The 20,344-nt window shown below is 64.3% G+C and carries 20 protein-coding genes; 5 read left to right on the top strand and 15 right to left on the bottom strand.

Translation table 11 applies throughout. From position 1 onward, the window contains the following. Positions 1-79: 79 nt before the first annotated feature. The 3 genes from AWB70_RS02750 (at position 80) to AWB70_RS02760 (ending at position 2,328) form a co-directional block, all read left to right on the top strand. Positions 80-292, top strand: a complete 213-nt coding sequence (locus AWB70_RS02750; protein ID WP_014192763.1) for a hypothetical protein — start codon at positions 80-82, stop codon at positions 290-292. A gap of 90 nt (positions 293-382) precedes the next feature. After that, on the top strand, positions 383-1,423 hold the full coding sequence (locus AWB70_RS02755) for a serine/threonine protein kinase (protein ID WP_053567227.1): 1,041 nt from the start codon (positions 383-385) through the stop codon (positions 1,421-1,423). A gap of 176 nt (positions 1,424-1,599) precedes the next feature. Next, positions 1,600-2,328, top strand: coding sequence for a PepSY-associated TM helix domain-containing protein (locus AWB70_RS02760; protein ID WP_053567226.1), 729 nt, complete (start codon positions 1,600-1,602; stop codon positions 2,326-2,328). A 50-nt stretch (positions 2,329-2,378) separates the two neighbouring features. On the opposite strand, the gene dinD is transcribed toward AWB70_RS02760, so the two are convergent. The 14 genes from dinD to mgrA form a co-directional block, all read right to left on the bottom strand. After that, entirely contained in the window at positions 2,379-3,245 is an 867-nt protein-coding gene (gene dinD, locus AWB70_RS02765) for a DNA damage-inducible protein D (RefSeq protein ID WP_053567225.1), read from the bottom strand. Positions 3,246-3,356: 111 nt separating this feature from the next. Beyond that, positions 3,357-4,565: a PepSY-associated TM helix domain-containing protein gene (locus AWB70_RS02770; RefSeq protein WP_235024129.1), complete on the bottom strand. Its 1,209-nt coding sequence runs from the start codon at positions 4,563-4,565 to the stop codon at positions 3,357-3,359. Positions 4,566-4,703: 138 nt separating this feature from the next. After that, positions 4,704-5,723, bottom strand: coding sequence for an XdhC family protein (locus AWB70_RS02775; RefSeq protein ID WP_053567224.1), 1,020 nt, complete (start codon positions 5,721-5,723; stop codon positions 4,704-4,706). Further along, on the bottom strand, positions 5,696-6,244 hold the full coding sequence (locus AWB70_RS02780) for an SRPBCC family protein (protein WP_053567223.1): 549 nt from the start codon (positions 6,242-6,244) through the stop codon (positions 5,696-5,698). The genes AWB70_RS02775 and AWB70_RS02780 overlap by 28 nt, the downstream gene beginning before the upstream one ends. Continuing rightward, the gene (locus AWB70_RS02785) at positions 6,235-7,419 is read right to left on the bottom strand and encodes a vWA domain-containing protein (protein ID WP_053567222.1); all 1,185 of its coding nucleotides are present in this window, start codon (positions 7,417-7,419) and stop codon (positions 6,235-6,237) included. Before AWB70_RS02785 ends, AWB70_RS02780 begins: the two co-directional genes overlap by 10 nt. After that, a complete protein-coding gene (locus AWB70_RS02790) occupies positions 7,416-8,309 on the bottom strand; it encodes an AAA family ATPase (protein ID WP_053567221.1) in 894 nt (297 codons plus the stop codon). Before AWB70_RS02790 ends, AWB70_RS02785 begins: the two co-directional genes overlap by 4 nt. A gap of 5 nt (positions 8,310-8,314) precedes the next feature. Further along, entirely contained in the window at positions 8,315-9,115 is an 801-nt protein-coding gene (locus AWB70_RS02795) for an FAD binding domain-containing protein (protein ID WP_053567220.1), read from the bottom strand. An 18-nt stretch (positions 9,116-9,133) separates the two neighbouring features. Next, entirely contained in the window at positions 9,134-11,515 is a 2,382-nt protein-coding gene (locus AWB70_RS02800; protein ID WP_053567219.1) for a xanthine dehydrogenase family protein molybdopterin-binding subunit, read from the bottom strand. Between the two features lie 101 nt (positions 11,516-11,616). Beyond that, positions 11,617-12,093 (bottom strand): (2Fe-2S)-binding protein, encoded by a 477-nt coding sequence (locus tag AWB70_RS02805; RefSeq protein WP_053567218.1) that lies wholly within the window; start codon positions 12,091-12,093, stop codon positions 11,617-11,619. Positions 12,094-12,339: 246 nt separating this feature from the next. Next, positions 12,340-13,782, bottom strand: coding sequence for a branched-chain amino acid transporter BcaP (gene bcaP / locus AWB70_RS02810; protein WP_053567217.1), 1,443 nt, complete (start codon positions 13,780-13,782; stop codon positions 12,340-12,342). A 159-nt stretch (positions 13,783-13,941) separates the two neighbouring features. Beyond that, a complete protein-coding gene (rqpR, locus tag AWB70_RS02815; protein ID WP_053567216.1) occupies positions 13,942-14,595 on the bottom strand; it encodes a response regulator transcription factor RqpR in 654 nt (217 codons plus the stop codon). 11 nt (positions 14,596-14,606) lie between these two features. Continuing rightward, positions 14,607-15,482, bottom strand: a complete 876-nt coding sequence (locus AWB70_RS02820) for a sensor histidine kinase (RefSeq protein ID WP_045451588.1) — start codon at positions 15,480-15,482, stop codon at positions 14,607-14,609. A gap of 346 nt (positions 15,483-15,828) precedes the next feature. Beyond that, a complete protein-coding gene (locus AWB70_RS02825; protein ID WP_045451585.1) occupies positions 15,829-16,599 on the bottom strand; it encodes a ferredoxin--NADP reductase in 771 nt (256 codons plus the stop codon). Between the two features lie 456 nt (positions 16,600-17,055). Beyond that, a complete protein-coding gene (gene mgrA, locus AWB70_RS02830) occupies positions 17,056-18,099 on the bottom strand; it encodes an L-glyceraldehyde 3-phosphate reductase (RefSeq protein ID WP_053567215.1) in 1,044 nt (347 codons plus the stop codon). Positions 18,100-18,330: 231 nt separating this feature from the next. On the opposite strand from mgrA, the gene AWB70_RS02835 reads away from it, so the two are divergent. Together AWB70_RS02835 and AWB70_RS02840 are read left to right on the top strand one after the other, a co-directional pair. Next, complete coding sequence (locus tag AWB70_RS02835; RefSeq protein ID WP_053567214.1) at positions 18,331-19,128, top strand: mechanosensitive ion channel family protein; 798 nt, start codon at positions 18,331-18,333, stop codon at positions 19,126-19,128. 58 nt (positions 19,129-19,186) lie between these two features. Further along, on the top strand, positions 19,187-19,390 hold the full coding sequence (locus tag AWB70_RS02840; RefSeq protein ID WP_014192745.1) for a DUF3185 family protein: 204 nt from the start codon (positions 19,187-19,189) through the stop codon (positions 19,388-19,390). A 3-nt stretch (positions 19,391-19,393) separates the two neighbouring features. Here the strand turns inward: AWB70_RS02840 and AWB70_RS02845 are convergent, their stop codons facing one another. Then, positions 19,394-20,170, bottom strand: a complete 777-nt coding sequence (locus AWB70_RS02845; protein WP_053567213.1) for a phytanoyl-CoA dioxygenase family protein — start codon at positions 20,168-20,170, stop codon at positions 19,394-19,396. Positions 20,171-20,344: the final 174 nt, after the last annotated feature.

Here is a 20,344-nt window from a genome sequence, read left to right on the forward strand (position 1 = left end):
GAGCCGTGAAAAGCCTGTGCTTGGTGAAAACATTTGACCGGCGCCTTATCCTCAGCCGGCGCTGAAACGGGGATTCATCATGCAAATCGGTTCGATTGTCCGCTCAGTGCATATTGCCGTGCCTCAGGGCGCGCGCGGCATCGTCATGCGCATTCTCGGCGATATGGCGATGGTCGCCTGGTACGCGGGCGAGCCCGGCGTCACCCAACTGCTCAATACGGAGCCGTTTTTTCTCGAAGACCTGATCGATACCGGCGATGTCGTGCGCCCGTCGAATACGGTCGTTCATTGAGCAAGCGCAGCGCCACGCGGGCGCATTCGTCGCATCGAACGCACTGAGCGCGCCGATGCCAACCGCGCGAAGGCGCGGCACAATGCCGGGATGAACTCGAACCATCCTGATCCCCAGGGCGCGCCCCTTCCCGACGACGGCGACGCGCCGCCCTTCTCCGGTCTCACGCCCGAGCGCGTGCTCGACGCAGTGGATCGCGTGCTGATGCCTGCCGGCGCGCGCACCGATGGCCGCCTGCTGCCGCTCAACAGTTACGAGAACCGCGTCTATCAGGTGGGCGTCGAAGATGGCCCGCCGGTCGTCGCGAAGTTTTATCGTCCGAAACGCTGGTCGAATGCGGCGATCCTCGAAGAGCATGCATTCGTCGCGAGTCTGGTCGCGCGCGAGATCCCGGCGGTCCCGGCACGCACCTTGGAAGGCCAGACGCTGCATGAATTCGACGGCTTTCGCTTTTCCGTCTTCGAGCGGCGAGGCGGCCGCGCGCCCGATCTCGACCGCAGCGACACGCTCGAATGGCTCGGGCGCTTCATCGGGCGGATTCACGCGGTGGGCGCGATCGAGCCGTATCGCGAGCGGCCGACACTCGACATCGACACCTTCGGCCGCGAACCGCGCGAGTTTCTGCTGGCGCACGGCTTCGTTCCAGGCGATGTGCGCGAGGCGTGGGACACCGTCGTGTCGATGGCGCTCGACGGCGTCGCGCAATGCTTCGAGCGCGCCGGCGACGTGCGGCATCTGCGTTTGCACGGCGACTGCCATCCGAGCAACGTGCTGTGGACCGACGCCGGCCCGCATTTCGTCGATTTCGACGACAGCCGCATGGGCCCGGCTATTCAGGATCTATGGCTGCTGCTGCCGGCCGGACGCGCGGACGCATCGCGCGCGCTCGCGGATCTGCTCGCCGGCTACGAAGACTTCTGCGAGTTCGATCCGCGCGAACTGCATCTGATCGAAGCATTGCGCACGCTGCGGCTGATTCACTACTCGGCGTGGCTCGCGCGCCGCTGGAACGATCCCGCGTTTCCCGCGGCGTTTCCGTGGTTCAACACGCAGCGCTATTGGGAAGACCGCATCCTCGAATTGCGCGAGCAGGTGGGCGCGATGCAGGAAGGCCCGCTCTGGGCCGTCTGAAATTTTTCGTGACATTCACGCACTGTTAGGCAATCGCAAAGCATTGAAAAGCTTGACTGCGCGTGCAATGATAACGATTCTCATTTGCCCGCCCATCGTCGATCGCCGCGTCTGAATCGCGTGAATGCCGATCGCGGCGCGGCTTTGCCTGCCAATGCCCGAATTCGGAGAGACGCGTGAACGCGCCTGAAACACTCAATCCGCAGCCGACCGCGACGAGCGGCTCGACGCACTATCGTCCGCACGGGCGCCTCATCGACGATGCCGAGCAGATCGTCCGCAAGAACCGCTCGCGCCGCTCGACCTTTCTGAAGTGGCTGCGCAAGGTGCATGGCTGGATCGGTTTGTGGGGCGCGCTGCTCGGCCTGCTGTTCGGCGCGACGGGCTTTTTGCTGAATCACCGCGCACCGCCCCTGCGCATTTCGACGGGCGAGCCGCAGGTGGCGCAAATGCAGATGCCTTTGCCGGCCGAAGGCTTCAAGACGCCGCGCGACATGGGCAACTGGCTCAAGAAAGAATTGAAGCTCGACGGCAATCTCGGCCGCGCGCGCCGCGAGCCGGCGCATCCGGTCGGCTGGGGCGACAAGAGCACGATGCAGCCGGAGCAATGGTCGGTCATGGTGGCGTCGCCTGGCGGCAGCGTGCAGGCCGAGTACTGGGTCGGCAACAACTTCGTTTCGGTGAAACGCACAGAAAACACCTTCCTCGCGATGATGACCAACCTGCACAAGGGCGTCGGCCTGAGCGTGGGATGGGTGCTGCTCATCGATACTTTCGCGGGCAGTATCATCCTGCTGTCGCTGACGGGCGTGCTGCTGTGGACGGAACTGAACAAGCGGCGCACGGCGGGCGTGGTGATCGTGGCGGCGTCGCTGGTTGCGGCGATTGCTTGCGGGTTGATGTGACGCTCGCAGACCATTTTGATGACCTCATCAAAATGGTCTCGAAGGGCCGCCTAATCGGCCTTCTCGCTCGCCCTGTTTTTGCCAGCCAACCGCTTTTGGGCGCGCTCGATCTGCTGGATGCTCGTGTTCGGCGTGGGTAGCGCTTCCGGCATCATTCCGCCCAGTTCGCGGATGGTGTCGCGGACTTTCCTGCCGACATCGAAGTGGGTCTGATTGGCCATCTGCTTTCCGCTGACGCCGTCGCGGCGAAGCTTGTCCTCGGTCTGCGTCGCGCGGAACAGGTTGGCAGCAAGTTCGATGCTTCCCATGTGGTCGAGTATCTTCTGGCTCTTCCTCAGACGCTTTCTGGCGTGAAGATCCTTATTGCTCAAACCACCATACAGCCCCTTGTAACCATGATCCTGGAAGACGGCGTAATCGACGGTGGTCGTTACGCCAGCAACGCGCGCCGCCGCGCTCAGCGCCTTGTTGTGACGCATGAGTTCGCCGCGAAGCATCAGACGTTGCTGGTCCTCGGACAAGCCACCGAAAGTCTTTTTGTCGTGTAATTCCTGACGACGCGTCTGTATGGCGAAATAGGTTTGTCCGTTTGCGATCACGGGCTTCGATGGGTCGCCATTCTGAACGATCAGATAGCACGCGTAGCGGGAGAGCCGGTAGTCCGAGACCGGGCGGTTCGCACCGGAACCCACGGAGACCATTTTGATGACTTCATCAAAATGGTCCTGCGGCTTGTGGCCAGACCGCTCACACGAGATCTTGGCTTTTTCGATCACCTGCAGAAAGTTGCGCCAGTGTGGATACGACAGCGCTGGGGCGAGCTCGCGCGCGAGCCAGAAGTCGTCTTCGCCGTTTGTTTGCTTGATACTTTCGAAAGTCAGGTGACGCGCTTCATCGCTGGAAATACTGTTCGACATCTGTGCCTCTTGCGGTGACGTGACTGAAGTCCCGAACGCGCCTCACTGGCGCGCTCGCCGGATCGATCAATCTATCGACCAACAGGAGCACGGACATCTCGTCCGAATGGCCTACTTCCGCCCCCTCCCCGGGTTATGCCGCGTCATCCACAAATAAAGCCCGCTGCCCAGCACGACGATCGTCAGCACATCAAACGCCGCCCAGAAGATCTTGAGCGGCATGCCACCGAAATCGCCAAAATGCAGCGGCTGCGAGCCGAGCAGCACTTTCAGATACCACGGCAGTTCGCGTGAATCCGTGACCGCGCCCGTCGATGCGTCCACGAGCACGGGCCGCATGATGCGCGTCGTGAGAATACCGTCGCCGCGCATCCAGACGGCATAGTGATGCGGGCTCGCGAAGCGCGTGCCGGGAAACGCGACGAACGACGGAATCATCGCCGGCGCGACGCCCTGCGCGGTCTTCACGGCGTCGTCGATGGACGCTCGCACCGTCACCGGCGGCTGGCCGCGGTACGGCGCGACCATCTGCGCGAGCTGATCGTTGCGCCACGCTTCGAGCATCAGATCGGCGAGCGTGTTGATCGAACCCGTTGCGCCGACAAGCAGCGCCCACGCGAGCGTCAGCATGCCGATGGCGTTATGCCAGTCGAGCCACACGATGCGCCGCTTCTTCTTCAGGCGCACACGTCCGAGCCCGACCTTTCGCCAGAACGGCAGATACACGACGATGCCCGACACGATCGCCGCCAGAAACACGACGCCAATCGCGCCCAGAAAGAGCTTGCCGAAGAGTCCGGCGAACATGTCGACATGCAGCTTCAGCAGCACGAACTTGAGCGAGCCCTTGCCCGGCGGCATGCCGAGCGGCTGCGCCGTGCGGGCGTCGACGGTCGTGCTGAGCGTATCGTCGGGCGGCGTATCGGCGCGCGGCGCGGTCACGACGATCGGCAGAAGCGGCTCGTCCGGCTCCCAGATCATGTACTGCGGCACGTGGCCGGCATGTTCCTTCAACGCGGCCTGCAAGACGACGTCGTAACTCGCGCGTGCGCCGGCCTGCGATGCGGGCAGCGCGGGCGCTTCGATCGCATCGCCGGTCAGGATATCGAGTTCGTGGCCGAACACGAGCGGCAAGCCCGTCAGACAAAGCAGCAGCATGAACGCCGTGCAGACGAGACTCGTCCAGCGATGCACGATCGACCACACGCGCAGCGCGCACTGGCTCATGTGACGTCGATTCGCGCGCTCAGGGGCGTCGGTCGGCGAGCCGGCGCGTGCGGCTGCGCGCCGGCCCTCGCCGGTCAGAAACTTGCCGGACATTCGATGATGAGTTGAACAGAAGGAAACGGGCTTCGCGTCAGCCGCTGCTGCGGCCGCGCAAATGAGAACGATTATTATATAGCCGTGCCGCGCGCACGAACGGCATTCAGTCAGGTTTTTGTAATATTGAGATGCCGCTCACACGCCGCACACTTCGCCCTTCCCGGCAATTTCCCGCGCCGCTTTCGCGCCTTCGACCTGCAACAGTTCGGGCAGCGACACGCCGTTCTTCGCCGCCGTCACTTCCGCGAGAATCGACACGGCGATTTCCGGCGGCGTCCTGCTGCCGATGAAAATACCCACCGGGCCATGCAGCCGCGCGAGTTCGGCGTCGCTGAGATCGAACTCTTTCAGACGCTCGCGCCGCGCCGCGTTGTTGCGCCGCGAACCGAGCGCGCCGACATAGAACGCAGGCGTCTTGAGGGCTTCCATCAGCGCGAGATCGTCGAGCTTCGGATCGTGCGTGAGCGCGATCACGGCACAGCGCTCGTCGAGCTTCATGTCCATGACGGTGTCGTCGGGCATGGTGCGCACGATCGTCGTGCCCGGCACGTCCCACTCTTCCGTGTATTCCTCGCGCGGATCGCAGACCGTCACCTGATAATCCAGCCCGACCGCGATGCTGCACAGATAACGCGACAACTGCCCCGCGCCGATCACCAGCATGCGATAGCGCGGGCCGTGAATGGTGAGAAGCCGGTCGTCGTCGAAGAGCACGCCGTCGGTGGCACGCGCCGGTTCGAGGCGCACGGCGCCCGTCGCCATGTCGAGCGTGCGCGCGACGAGCCGGCCGCTTTCGACCGCCGCGCACAGATCGGCGATGCCGCTCGCGGCCGTCAACGGCTCCAGCACGAGCTGGATCGTGCCGCCGCACGGCAAGCCGAACCGATGCGCTTCTTCCGCGCTGATGCCGTACTTCACCGCTTCGGGCATCGTCTGCTCGATGCCGCGTTGTCGCACGCGCTCGATCAGATCGTCTTCGATGCAACCGCCCGACACCGAGCCAACCACATGCCCGTCGTCGCGCACGGCGAGCATCGCGCCTTCGGGCCGCGGCGACGAGCCCCACGTCTTCACCACCGTCACGAGCAGCACGCGTTTGCCCTCTTCGAGCCATCGCGCGCTGTTCTTCAGGACTTCGAGATCCACGCTGTCCATGATTTCTTTCCTTTCTCTTCCTTCTCGCCGCCGTTTTCATCGGCCGGCGAGTCCTGCGATTCCGGCGCGGCCTCACCGCCTTGCAACTGCGCGCTGAACCGCTTGAAAAATTCTCCCGCAATCTTACGCGCTGCGCCGTCGACGAGCCGCGAGCCGATTTGCGCGAGCTTGCCGCCCACCTGCGCATTCGCGCTGTAGCTGAGCTTCGTCGTGTCGGCTTCGTCGCCCGGTTCGAGGTTGACGGTCGCGCTGCCCTTGCTGAAGCCCGCCGCGCCGCCCTGCCCTTCGAACACGATCGTATACGTATGCGGCGCATCGATATTGGTGAGCTCCATTCTGCCCTTGAAGCGCGCCTTCACCGGGCCGACCGCCGCCGTCATCGCGACGTTGTACGCGTTCTCGCCGTCCGCGTCGATGCTGTCGCAGCCGGGAATGCAGGCTTTCAGGATCGACGTGTCGTTGAGCGCTTCCCACGCGCGCGCCTGCGGCACCGGCAAGGTATGCGTTTCGGTCAGTTCCATCTGATGTCTCCTGTGTGCCGTGACAGCGCGGCCAGTTCCGGCCCGACGGCGGAAAGGCTGTCGAGGTTATGCGCCGCGAGCATCGCATCGACGTGCGGCAGGATCGCCCGCACGCCTCGCGCGCGCGGCGTGAAATCGGCGAAGCGCAACAGCGGGTTGAGCCATACGAGCCGATGCGCGAACCGCCTGAGCCTTTGCATTTCCGCATCGAGCACGTCGATGGCTTCGTGATCCAGACCGTCGGTGACGAGCAGCACCGTCGCCCGGCCGCTGAGCACGCGGCGCGCCCAGCGCCGGTTGAACTCCGCGAGCGCCGCGCCGATGCGCGTGCCGCCCGACCAGTCCGCCACGTTTTGCCCGAGCGCGGCGATCGCGACATCGGGATCGCGTTCGCGCAAGGCGCGCGTCGCGTTGGTGAGGCGCGTGCCGAACAGAAACACTTGCAAGCGCTCGCGCGACTGCAACAAGGCATGGCAGAAATACAGCACGGCGCGCGAATAGGCGCTCATCGATCCGGAGATGTCGAGCAGGAGCACGAGCGGCGGTCTGCGCTCCACGGCCGCGCGGTATTTCCACACGGTCCAGTCGCCGCCGGAGCGCACGGCGTGGCGCGCGCTCGCCTTGATATCGGCGTGCGTGCCGCGCGATGCGGCCTTCAGTCTGCGCGTCGGCTCGGTGGCGAGCGGCAGGCGATGCGCGCGAATCTGATGCCGCAGCGTGCGCCATTCGTCGGCGGAGAGCGTATCGAAATCGCGATGGCTCAGGCGTTCCTGCGCGCTGAACGTGATGCGCGCGTGCGCCTCTTCCGGCTTCGATTCCGCAGCCGGCGCCTGCGATTGCGCGGCGCGCGCCGCCAGTGCATCGGCGAGACGGTTGTTGCGTTTGGGCGGCGGCATGCCGTTCGTCACTTTCGGCAGCAGCAGCGCGCGCAGCTTGCCTTCCCAGTCGGGATCGCGCCAGAAGAGATCGAAGGCGGCGTCGAAGATCTCGCGCTCGTCGCTCGCGTGCACGAGGAGGCAGGCGAGCGCCGCGCGGACATCGTCGCGGCGGTTCAGGTCGATGTAACCGAGCGCGTCGAGCGCATCGACCGCATGCGCCGGCGACATGCCGAGCCCCGCGCCGCGCAGGAGCCGCACGAAATGCACGACGTTGCGGGCGAACGGTTCCATCGTCATGGCGCGGTGGAAAGACACTGCGCGAGCGTGTCCGCGTCCATGCGCGCGAGGTCGTCCTGATACTTGAGCAGCACACCGAGCGTGTCCCGCACCGATTGCGGATCGAGCTCCGACACCGACAGCGCCGCCAGCGCGCGGCACCAGTCGATCGTCTCCGCGACGCCCGGCGCCTTGAACAGATCCAGCGTGCGCAGCCGATGCACGAACGCGACCGCCCTCGCCTGCAGCGCGCTGCCCGCTTCCGGCGCGCGGGCCGCGACGATCGCCAGTTCGACATCGCGCTCGGGATAGCCGATCCACTGATAAAGACAGCGCCGCTTCAGCGCGTCGTGCACTTCGCGCGTGCGGTTCGACGTCATCACGACGAGCGGCGGCGTCTTCGCGCGCACCGTGCCGTACTCCGGAATCGACACCTGAAAGTCGGAGAGCAGTTCGAGCAGGAACGCTTCGAACGGCTCGTCGGCGCGATCGATTTCGTCGATCAGCAAGACGCGGCGCGCATCGGGATTCGCGGCATCGGGCAGCAACGCCTGAAGCAGCGGACGCTTGAGCAGAAACTCGCCGCGATACAGCGAGTCGTTCGACGGTCTTTCGCCCGATGCCTCCGCGAGCCGCAACGCCATGATCTGCCGCGGATAATCCCATTCGTACAGCGCGCTCGCGGTATCCAGCCCTTCGTAGCATTGCAGGCGCAGGAGCGTGGTGCCGCACAGGCCCGCCGCCGCCTTCGCCAGCTCGGTCTTGCCGACGCCGGGCTCGCCTTCGAGAAAGAGGGGCCGCTGCATCTTCAGCGCGAGAAAAAGCGCTGTTGCGAGCTCGCGATTGGCGAAGTACTGCTGCTCGCGCAAGCGCGCGAGCGTCTCGTCGATGGAAGCGGGCTCGCCCTGCATCGCGGTCAGAACGACATCGCGCGCTCGATCGCGCGGCCCGCGAGCACCGGAATCAGGTGCGCGCGATACGCGGCGCTCGCGTGCATGTCGTCGTTGAGCGTGTCGGGCGCGATCTTCACGCTGCGCGCCGACGCCACCGAAAAGTCCTTCGACAGCGCCGCTTCCAGCTCGGCCGCACGAAACACCGACGACGCCGCCCCCGTCACGGCGACGCGCACGCCGTCCTTGAACTTCGCGACGAACACGCCGACGAGCGCGAAATGCGATGCGGGATTGCGAAACTTCTCGTAGCCCGCGCGCTCCGCGAGCGGAAACTCGACGGCGGTGATGAGTTCGTCGGGTTCGAGCGCGGTCTGATACATATCGATGAAGAAATCGTCCGCGGCGATGCGCCTTCTGTCCGTCACGACGGTCGCGTTCAGCGCGAGCACGGCGGACGGATAGCACGCCGCGGGATCGTCGTTGGCGAGCGAACCGCCGATCGTCCCGCGCTCGCGAACCTGCATGTCGCCGATGCGGCTCGCCAGATCCGCGAGGCCCGGCAGCGCTTTCTTCACCTCCGCGTTCGACGCGACTTGCGCATGACACATCGCGCCGCCGATCGTGAGCTTGTCGCCATCGAGCGCGATGTTTTTCATCGACGCGATGCGCGTCACGTCCACCAGCGCCGAAGGTTGCGCGAGGCGCAGGCGCATGGTCGGCAAGAGGCTCTGGCCGCCCGCGAGGAATTTGGCGTCGCCGTTGGCGCTCAAGGCTGCGACCGCCGCTTTCGCTTCGTCCGCTTTCTGAAAATCGAATGAGTACATGGTGTCGGTCTCCCTGTCTCAGGCGTGCTGAGCGTTCTGCATCGCGGTCCAGACGCGGTGCGGCGTCGCGGGCATCTGCAAGTCCTTCACGCCGAGCGGCGCGAGCGCATCGAGAATCGCGTTGATGACGGCGGGCGGCGAGCCGATCGCACCCGCTTCGCCGCAGCCTTTCACGCCGAGCGGATTGTGCGTGCATGGCGTGCCCTTCGCGGTTTCCACCGTGAAGCTCGGCAGATCGATCGCGTGCGGCATCGCGTAATCCATGAACGAGCCGGAGAGCAGCTGGCCGGTGCTGTCGTCGTAGACGCAGCGCTCCAGCATCGCCTGGCCGATGCCCTGTCCCAGCCCGCCATGCACCTGTCCTTCGACGATCATCGGATTGATCACGTTGCCGAAATCGTCGACCGCCGTGAACTTCTGGATGCGCGTCTCGCCCGTGTCCTGATCCACTTCGACTTCGCACACGTACGCGCCCGACGGATACGTGAAGTTGGCCGGGTCGTAGAACGCGTTTTCGTTAAGGCCCGGCTCCATCTGGTCGAGCGGGAAGTTGTGCGGCACATACGCGGCGAGCGAGACATCGACAAACGACTTCGTGCGGTCCGTGCCTTTCACGCGAAACACGCCGTTCGTGAACTCGATGTCTTCCGCCGCGGCTTCCAGCAGATGCGCGGCGATTTTCTTGGCCTTGGCTTCGACCTTGTCGAGCGCCTTCATGATCGCCGAACCGCCGACCGAGATCGAGCGCGATCCATACGTGCCCATGCCGAACGGAATGCGCCCCGTATCGCCGTGAATGATTTCGACGTTATCGATCGAGATGCCGAGCCGGTCCGCGACCACTTGCGCGAAGGTCGTCTCGTGGCCTTGCCCGTGGCTATGCGAGCCGGTGAACACCGTCACGGAGCCGGTCGGATGCACGCGCACCTCGCCCGCTTCGAAGAGGCCCGCGCGCGCGCCGAGCGCCCCCGCCACGTTCGACGGCGCGAGCCCGCACGCCTCGATGTAGCACGAGTAGCCGATGCCTCTGAGTTTTCCTTTCTGCTTCGATTCTTCCTTGCGTGCGGCGAAGCCTTTTATGTCGGCGAGTTCCAGCGCGCGATTCAGGATCGTGTCGTAGTCGCCGGTGTCGTACGTGAGCCCGACGGGCGTCGCATACGGAAACGAGCGGATGAAGTTGCGGCGGCGCAGTTCGACCGGATCGATGTTCATCTCGCGCGCCGCCGTTTCCACGAGACGCTCGACCACGTAAGTCGCTTCGGGACGTCCCGCGCCGCGATAGGCATCGACGGGCACGGTGTTCGTGAACACGGCTTTCACTTCGGCGTAGATTGCGGGCGTCGCGTACTGGCCGGCGAGCAGCGTCGCGTAGAGCACGGTCGGAATCGACGAGGCGAAGGTCGAGAGATACGCGCCCATGTTCGCCGTCGTATGCACGCGCATGCCGAGGAACTTGCCGTCCTTGTCGAGCGCGAGTTCGGCTTTCGTGACGTGATCGCGGCCATGGGCGTCGGAGAGAAATGCTTCCGAACGCTCGGCCGTCCACTTGATCGGCCGTCCGACTTTCTTCGATGCCCACGTGAGCGCCACGTCTTCCGCGTACAGAAAGATCTTCGAGCCGAAGCCGCCGCCCACGTCCGGCGCGATCACGCGCAGCTTCGATTCCGGCAGCGACAGCACGAACGCCGCCATCAGCAGGCGCTCGACGTGCGGATTCTGGTTCGCCACGTAGACGGTGTAGCTGTCGTCGTGCTTCGAAAAGCTCGCGTTCACGGCGCGCGGCTCGATCGCGTTCGGCACCATGCGCTGATTGACGATATCGAGCGTCGTGACGTGCGCGGCCTGCGCGAACGCGGCGTCGGCCGCGGCCTTGTCGCCGTGGCCCCAGTTGAAGCAGACATTGTTCGGCACGCTGTCGTGCACGAGCGGGCGGCCGGCGTCGGCTGCGGTGCCCGTATCGACGGTTGCGGGCAGCTCGTCGTAGTCGATTTCGATCAGCTCGACGGCGTCCTTCGCTTCCTTCACCGATTCCGCGACGACGAGCGCCACCTGATCGCCCACGTGCAGCACCTTCTCATGCGCGATGACGGGATGCGGCGGCTCGTGCATCGGCGTGCCGTCGATGCTGTGGATCAGCCAGCCGCACGGCAGGCCGCCGACGTTCTCGCCCGCGAGATCCTTGCCGGTGAAAATGCCGATCACGCCGGGCGACTTCATCGCCGCTTCGGTGTCGATACGTTTGATCTTCGCGTGCGCGTGCGGCGAGCGCAGGAAGACGCCGTAGCTTTGCTGCGGCAGGACGACATCGTCGGTGTACTGGCCCGCGCCCGTCAGGAAGCGATAGTCTTCCTTGCGCTTGACGCCGGCGCCAATCAGTTTCTGTTGCTCAGGGGCATTCATCGCGGTCTCCATTGCGCCCAGCGTTGGCGCTTTAGCGCCTTACTCTGGGCCCACGCAGAGCGACAAGGCGCAATTCATCATAAGAAGTGATGCGCGTGGATTCAGGCGCCGGCTTTCATGGCCTGCGCGCCCTGGAGAACCGCTTTCACGATGTTGTGATAGCCGGTGCAGCGGCACAGATTGCCGTCGAGCTGCTCGCGCACTTCTTCTTCCGAGAGATTCGGCGACTGCGCGGCCAGCGCGCACGCGCTCATCACCATGCCCGGCGTGCAGAAGCCGCATTGCAGGCCGTGACATTCCTTGAAAGCCGCCTGCATCGGATGAAGCTGGCCGTCCTTCGCCATGCCTTCGATGGTCGTCACATGCATGCCGTCGGCTTGCGCGGCGAGCATGTTGCACGATTTGATCGCGCGGCCGTCGAGATGAACGGTGCACGAGCCGCACTGCGCGGTGTCGCAGCCGACATGCGTGCCGGTAAGCCTGAGTTGATCGCGGAGAAACTGGACGAGCAGAAGATGCGGTTCGACGGTGGCGGTCACGGGTTTCCCGTTGACCGTCAGGCTGATGCTAAGCGCCATTTCACTGTCTCCTGATGAGGACGAACCAGCTTCACGCCGATGCACCTGCCTTTACTGCCGCGTGAGCGTTCAGCTGGGTTGGGTGTTATGTGTTTGTGGCAATGAGTAAAACACAAATCGGAAGGCCTCGCTATCCGTCGAACGCCCGTCCCAAATTTATCCGTCCGCGCCGCGCGGCGTGCCCCGCAAAGCAAAACGCCGCCTTTCGGGCGGCGCTTTCGCGTGGTTTGCGTGAGGGCGAGACGCTCAGTGCGTCACGGCTTCGCGCTTTTCGGCGGCGGCGCGGGGCGCTTCGAGCGGCGCGCGCCCGAGCACCGAATTGCGGCGCGAGTACATGAAATAGATCGCGAGGCCGATCACGAGCCACACCGCGAATGCGATCCACGTCATTGCCTGGAGGTTCATCATCAGGAACAGGCACGACGCCACCGCGAGAACCGGCACGACGGGCACGCCCGGGCAGCGGAACGCGCGCGGCAGGTCCGGATGCGTGCGGCGCAGGATCAGCACGGCGATGGACACCATCGAGAACGCGGCGAGCGTGCCGATGTTGATCAGCTCGGCGAGCACGTTGAGCGGCACGAGCGCGCCGATCAGCCCGAAGAAGATGCCGACGAGCCAGGTCGTGAAAAACGGCGTCGAGAAGCGCGGATGCACCTTCGAAAGCCGCGCGGGCAAGAGGCCGTCGCGCGACATCGCATAGATGATGCGCGTCTGGCCGTAGCTCATCACGAGAATCACGGTCAGCATGCCGAGCACCGCGCCGAGATCGATGAAGCCCGCGACCCAGTTCTGCCCCGCCACTTGCAGCGCGAACGACACCGGATGCGGATTGTTCGCGAACTGCGCCGACGGCACGATGCCCGTGACGACCGCCGCCACCGCCACATACAGCACCGCGCACACCGCGAGCGACGAGATGATGCCGATGGGCAGATCGCGCTTCGGATTCTTGACTTCCTCGGCGGCGGACGACACCGAATCGAAGCCGATGAAGGCGAAGAACATCACGGCCGCCGCGCCGAACACGCCCGACCAGCCGTGGGGCATGAACGGATGCCAGTTGGCCGGCTTCACGTGGAATACGCCCACCGCGATCACGAGCACCACGATCGTCACCTTGATCGCGACCATGATGTTGTTCAGGCGCGTGGACTCCTTCACGCCGACCGACAGCAGCCAGGTAATGGCCATCATCACGAGGAAGGCGGGCAGATTGAAGAACGTGGCCTGACCGGGCAGCGCGCCGGGCGCGGCCGTGAGCGCGGTCGGCAACGACACGCCGAAGCCCGCCAGGAGCGATTGCAGATAGCCCGACCAGCCGACCGACACGGCGGAGGTCGCGAGCCCGTATTCGAGCATCAGGTCCCAGCCGATGATCCACGCGGCAAGCTCGCCGAGCGTGGCGTACGAATACGTATAGATGGAGCCTGCGACGGGAATCGTCGATGAAAACTCGGCGTAGGCGAGCGCCGCGAAGCAGCACGCGATCGCCGCGACGATGAACGACACCATGAGCGCCGGGCCGGCCTGTACGGCGCCGGTGCCGGTCAGCACGAAAATGCCGGTGCCGATGATGGCGCCGATTCCGAGGAACGTCAGATCCAGGGCGCCGAGCGTCTTTTTGAGCGACGTGCTGTGCGCGCCGGCCAGCATGTGCTCGATGTTTTTCTTGCGGAACAACGACATTGCGATGAGTCTCCTTCTGGCGCGCGCGGGCGCCCCTGCTACGGGAAAACCCGACATTTTATCGGAGACTCGGATGTTGCCCATGATCCGGGCATGCAACACAGAATGGCGATGCTTTGTGACAAAGCACTCTTTTTTATCTTGTGCAAGATAAAAATATCAACCGGCGATAGCGGGATTCATATCAACCAGACGGTTGCTCATCACGTAGAACGTAAGCTCTGCGTTGTTCGCGAGCTTCATCTTGTCCAGCAACCGCGCGCGATAAACACTTACCGTTTTAACTGAAAGAGATAAAGCTAGCGCGATGTCGGTCAGCCGTTTTCCGGATGCGAGCATGCAGAGCGTCTGATATTCGCGGTCCGAGAGCTTCTCGTGCGGCAGGCGGTCGCTGTCGAGCGACACGTAGGTCGCGAGCGCTTCCGCCATTTCCGGGCTCACGTATTTGCGGCCCGCCGCGACCTGCTGGATCGCGCCGATCATGAGCGCCGGGTCCGCCGTCTTCGACAAATAGCCCGACGCGCCCGCCTTCAGTGCGCGCACGGCGTACTGATCTTCGCGATACATCGAAAACATCAGGACGGGCAGCCGCGGCGCTTCGCGCTTGATGCGCTTCAGCAAATCGATGCCGTTGACGTCAGGCAGCGAAATATCGAGCATCGCGACGTCGTGCGGATGGCGCGTGGCCAGCGCGATGGCCTGCACGCCGTTTTCGGCCTCCGACACTTCCGACGCGACGCCGCGTTCCCGCAACAATTGCGCGACACCGCGGCGCACGATGGCGTGATCGTCGGCGAGCAGGATCTTGAGCATCGCGGGCGGCCTCAGGCGTTGACGACGCTGAGCGCGAAGAGGCCAGGACGCGCCGCCGCCCACGGCAGACGCGCGCGCACGCTGGTCCCGGCGGGCTTCGCCCCGGCGACGCGCAAGTTGCCGCCGAGCGCCTCGCAGCGCGCGCGCATGCCGGCAAGCCCGAAGCGCCCGCTCTTTCGGCGCGCCGCCGCGCTGATGCCGACGCCGTCGTCCTCGACGATGAGCGTCACCGCCTGTGCGTCCACGGATACCGCCACGCTTGCGCGCGCCGCCTGCGCATGGCGTGCGACGTTGCCGAGCGCTTCCTGCATCACGCGAAAGAGCGCGAGCGACATGTCGTGCGACAGGCGGCCGAGGCGCGCATCGTCCGGGCAGGCGAAATCGACGGCAATCGCCGTGCGCGCGCCGAAGCTTCCGATCCAGTCGGCGAGCGTCGCGGCGAAGCTCGTATCGAAGGCCGGCGTCTGCAGCCCTTCGACGATGCGATGACTCGTCTCGCAGACCTCCGCGAGCGCCGCGCGCGCCTGATGCAGCGCGTCGCCGAGCGCAGGCGGCGCGTCGGCCGGCAGCCAGTGTTCGGCACGCGCGAGCGCGAGATTCGCGACGGTGAGCGCGGTGCCGGTGTTGTCGTGGAGATCCTGCGCGAGCGACTGGCGGGCGCGCTCTTCCGTCGCGGCGAGCAGCGCGGCGAGTTCCTGCACGCGGGCGGTCAGGCGCTGAATCTGTCGATCGCCCTTGAGCTTGGCGTCGATCAGCGCGGAATAAGGCGAAACGAACGGCGCGCCGGAACAGTCCGGCGCCGGTGACGGAACGCCGCGCAACGAGGCGCGGCGATTCAGGCTCTGATGCGCGCTCTCATCGAGCGTGATAGTGGCCGACGGATTCATTCACACTCCTCGCTTTGAGCGCACCCTCAGCTACGTCCTCGGGCGTTCTCACGAGCGGCGTAACCAAATTTACACTCTGTAACATCGAAGACGGATTACGCACGCAAGCGCGCCGTCTCAGCGTGGATGAATCATATCTCAAAAATATTATAAATCTATGTCTAGCAAGGGCGCGGCGCTCGAACTTCATGTTCTTTGCCAAGTTCGACGCACATAATGCGTAGGAAAAACACCTACTGACGAGACGAGATTTGTAACAGTGCCGCTCGCGCCGCCGCCTTTTTGAGGCGAAAAAAAACCGGAGCGCGAAGCTCCGGTTCGTGCAAACGCAGCGCTGAACGATCAATCAGCCGACGAATGCCTTTTCCACGACATAGTGGCCAGGATGGTTGTTGCTGCCTTCCTTGAAACCCATCGTGTCGAGCAGTTCGCGGGTGTCTCGCAGCATGTGCGGGCTGCCGCAAAGCATCACGCGGTCGTTTTCGACCGAGAACGGCTCCACGGCGAGGTCCGCGAACAGCTTCTTGGTCTCGATCAGATCGGTGATGCGGCCGCGGTTCGCGAATTCCTCGCGCGTCACGGTCGGGTAGTACACGAGCTTCTCGGACACGATCTCGCCAAGGTGCTCATGCGCCGGCAAGTGCTCGGTGATGAAGTCCTTGTAAGCGAGTTCATCGACGAAACGGCACGTATGCGTCAGCACGATCTTCTCGTAGCGGTCGTAGACGTCCGGGTCCTTGATGATCGACATGAAGGGCGCGAGTCCCGTGCCGGTCGAGAGCAGCCACAGCGTCTTGCCGGGCAGCAGATTGTCGGCGACCAGCGTGCCCGTGGGCTTCTTGCCGATCAGCACGGAATCGCCCACCTTCAGGTGTTGCAGACGCGAGGTCAGCGGGCCGTCGGGAACCTTGATGCTCAGGAATTCGAGATGCTCTTCGTAGTTCGCGCTCGCGAGGCTGTATGCGCGCAGAAGCGGCTTGCCCTCGACTTCGAGCCCCACCATCGTGAACTGGCCGTTCTCAAAGCGGAACGAGGCGTCGCGGGTGCAGGTGAAACTGAAAAGCGTGTCGGTCCAGTGATGGACGCTCAGAACGGTTTGAGAATTAAGGTTGCTCATGGCTTCTTGAACTGTGCTTTAACTGTGCAAAAGCGGTGACACTCCGACGCCCGGCGCCGAAAAGTGCGCTTCCGGGAGCGCCGCACTACGCGAAGAGGACGATCGATCGATGATGACCGCGAGTTCGTTCGGAAACAGCGCGAAGACCGCGCATCACGCGCGCCCTGCGTTCGCCTCGCAGAAAACGAGACGGCCCGGCTGGTGCAATCGGCTATTTTAACCCGATAGTCGTTTCGAGGTCCGAACGTCGATAGGGCGGCAAAGGCGCGCACGCCGGCCTCGTGGGCGAACGTGCGTGCTGAGAAAATGCGTTCCGGCGGGCTGCAAGGGTCGGCAACCGGATCGGCGCGAAGCGTCTCGCTGCCGAAAAGCCGCCGAATTCGCATGATAGCAACGGATGCTTCGCCTATCCGGAAAGTCCCTTGCCGCTGAAAGGACGGCAAGGGACGGCGCGCGTCAGATGCGCTGATCCGTGGACGGCTTCTCCCACAGGTTGATGCCGCCTTCCTGCGCGTGCTGATCGATTTCCGCGAGTTCTTCCTGCGTGAAATCGAGATTCTTCAGTGCGGCGACGTTCTCCGCGACCTGCTCCGCCCGGCTCGCGCCGATCAGCACCGAGGTCACGCGGCCGCCGCGCAACGCCCACGCGAGCGCCATCTGCGCGAGACTTTGGCCGCGTTTCTGCGCCAGTTCGTTGAGCTTGCGCACATGCGCAAGGTTCGCGTCGCTCAGATGTTCCGCCTTCAGCGAGCCGCCGCCGGGCTTGTTCACGCGCGCGTCCTGCGGCACGCCGTTCAGGTACTTGTTCGTCAGAAGGCCTTGCGCGAGCGGCGTGAACGCGATGCTGCCCGCGCCGATCTCGTCGAGCGTGTCGAGCAGTTCGCTCTCGATCCAGCGGTTCAGCATGTTGTACGACGGCTGATGGATCAGCAGCGGCACTTTGTGTTCGGCGAGCAGCTTGGCCATTTCGCGCGTCTTGGCCGCCGAATACGACGAAATGCCCACGTACAGCGCCTTGCCCGAATGCACGGCGGTCGCGAGCGCGCCGGCGGTTTCTTCGAGCGGCGTATCGGCGTCGAAGCGATGCGAATAGAAGATGTCGACGTAATCGAGCCCCATGCGTTTCAGGCTCTGATCGAGGCTCGCAAGCACGTATTTGCGCGAGCCGCCGCCCTGACCGTACGGGCCGGGCCACATGTCCCAGCCGGCCTTCGACGAAATCAACAATTCATCGCGATACGGACGGAAATCGTCCTTGAAGATGCGGCCGAAGTTGGTCTCGGCGCTGCCATAGGGCGGCCCGTAGTTGTTGGCCAAGTCGAAATGCGTGACGCCGAGGTCGAACGCGGTGCGCAAGATGTCGCGTTGCGTGGAGATCGGCGTGCTATCGCCGAAGTTGTGCCACAAACCGAGCGACAACGCGGGCAGCTTCAACCCGCTTTTGCCGCACGTGCGGTATTGCATCTGCGAGTAACGCTCGGACGCTGCTTCGTAAGCCATGACGGATTTCCTCTGCGGATTTGCGGACTTGATGGGACTCAATGGGACTGGATGAGACTCGCGGCAGGCGTGAGGCGGCCTGCCAAGGGCGTCAATGGTAAGCCAATCGGGGCTGAGCGCGCACGGCGCGCTCCGCCGTCCCGTTATTCGGCACTGGCCGATCGGCCAGCACGGGGAACGATCGCGCCCGAACTCGGACCAATGCAAATTCCGCATGAAGGAGCTTGACCGATGGACCCGATCGACAGACTGCGCCCCGCCTACGATTCCTTTACCGCGATTGCCGTGACCTACGGCATCGACATCCTGCTGGCGATTCTGATTCTCGCGATCGGCTGGTGGATCTCGAACGCCGTCGCGAACGCGCTGCGCCGCACGCTCGGGCGCACCAACGTGGACGCGACGCTCACGCCGGTGCTCGCCAGTCTCGCGCTGTGGGCGATTCGCGTCGTCGCGATCGTCGCGGCGCTCGGCAAATTCGGCATCGCCGCGGCCAGCATTCTGACCGTGCTCGGCGCGGCGGGCCTCGCTATCGGTCTCGCGCTGCAAGGCACGCTGCAGAACATCGCCGCCGGTTTGATGCTGTTGCTGCTGCGGCCGTTTCGCGTCGGCGATTACATCGAAGGCGTGGGCACGACGGCGGGCACGGTCAACGAGATCGGCCTTTTCACGACGCGTCTCACGAAGGCCGACGGCATCATCATGTACGTGCCGAACAGCCTCATCTGGGCGAACGCGATCACCAATTACAGCGCGAACGACCGCCGGCGCGTCGTCATCAATTTTCAGGCGCAGCATGGTTTGGGCGTCGAACAGGTGCTCGGCGAATTGCGCAGGCTGATGAGCGAAGATCCGCGCATCACGCAGGACGGACCGTCCGCGCCGTGGGTCGCCGTGACCGATTACACCGACACCGGCGTCAAGTACAACCTCGGCGCATGGACGAGCCGGAGCGATCATCAGCACGTAATGGCCGATCTGTTGCGCAAGATCCAGCCCTACACGCGCGAGCAGGCGCGCGCCGCGTGACTGGACGCGCGGGCGCAGACCGAATAATCTGACGCCCCATTTCCGACGAGACCACGATATGACCCGAGCGATTTCCGTTGCGCTGCTTGTCGGCGGCATCGTGCTGCTGTACTTCGGCGGCACGTCGTTTCATTCGCTCTCCAACGACGTCGCGCGCTTTTTCACCGGCTCGCCCACGAACAAGACCATCTGGCTGATCGCGGGCGGCATCGTCGCGTCGCTCGCGGGACTGATCGGTCTCGCGATTCCCTCGAAGCGCTGAAGCCTACGCGAGCGGCACTTCCGGTTTCGACGCCGAGCGCGTGCCCGGTAGCGCCGCGTTGCTCGCTCCGCGATACGTGAAGACGAGCGAGAACTTCACCTGATCGGTGAGGTTCTTGCCGGCGGAGTGCAGCGTGTTGCAATGGAAGAACACGACGTCGCCCGCTTCCAGTTCGGGCGATACCGCCGTGCGGATCAGCGCGGCGTTCTCGGGCAGGTCCGAACGGAAGAATTTGGCGGCGTCGAAACGATCCGACGTGAACGGCAGCTTGTGCGACGCGGGCACGAACCACAGCGCGCCGTTGTCCACCGTCTCGTTGCCGAGCGCGAGCCACGCGGAGACGAGGTCGTCGCGCTCGAACGCCCAGTACCGCACGTCGCGATGCCAGCCGGTCAGACTGCCGTAGGCCGGATGCTTCGTCATCATGCAGTTGTGATGCGCGCGCGACAGATACGGCGCTTCGCCGAAGTACAGCTCCATCCAGCCGCGCACCTCGGGCGAGGTCGCGAACTCCGCGAAGAGCGGATGCCGCGCATACGCGTCGAGCAGACGGCGCACAGTATGGCCGCCGGGCGCCTCCTTCGAGTCCGGCGCGCCAGGATATTTCAGATCGGCTTCGAACTCCACCGGCGCCGCGGCCTCGGCAAGCTGCTGGCGGGCCACTTCGCGCATCGCGTCGCGCCGCTCCTTCGGAACCAGCCCTTTCACGATCACGTAGCCTTTTTCGCGCAGTTCGTGAACCTGATCTTTTTTCGATTTGAGCGTGTTTTGATCTGACATTTCAGTTCCTCGTCGGCGGCTTTCGAATGAACTCATGCCGGCGACGCTATATCCGGAATTGGGGCGAATACGTGAATTGTAAATCCGATATCGCGCAAAGGCCCGCACGGCAACGCTTCGCCGATTATTTATCAGCATCCGCTTCATAAAACGGCAGGGAAAACGCGGACTTAC

The sequence above is a fragment of the Caballeronia cordobensis genome (assembly GCF_001544575.2).
Lineage (GTDB): Bacteria > Pseudomonadota > Gammaproteobacteria > Burkholderiales > Burkholderiaceae > Caballeronia > Caballeronia cordobensis.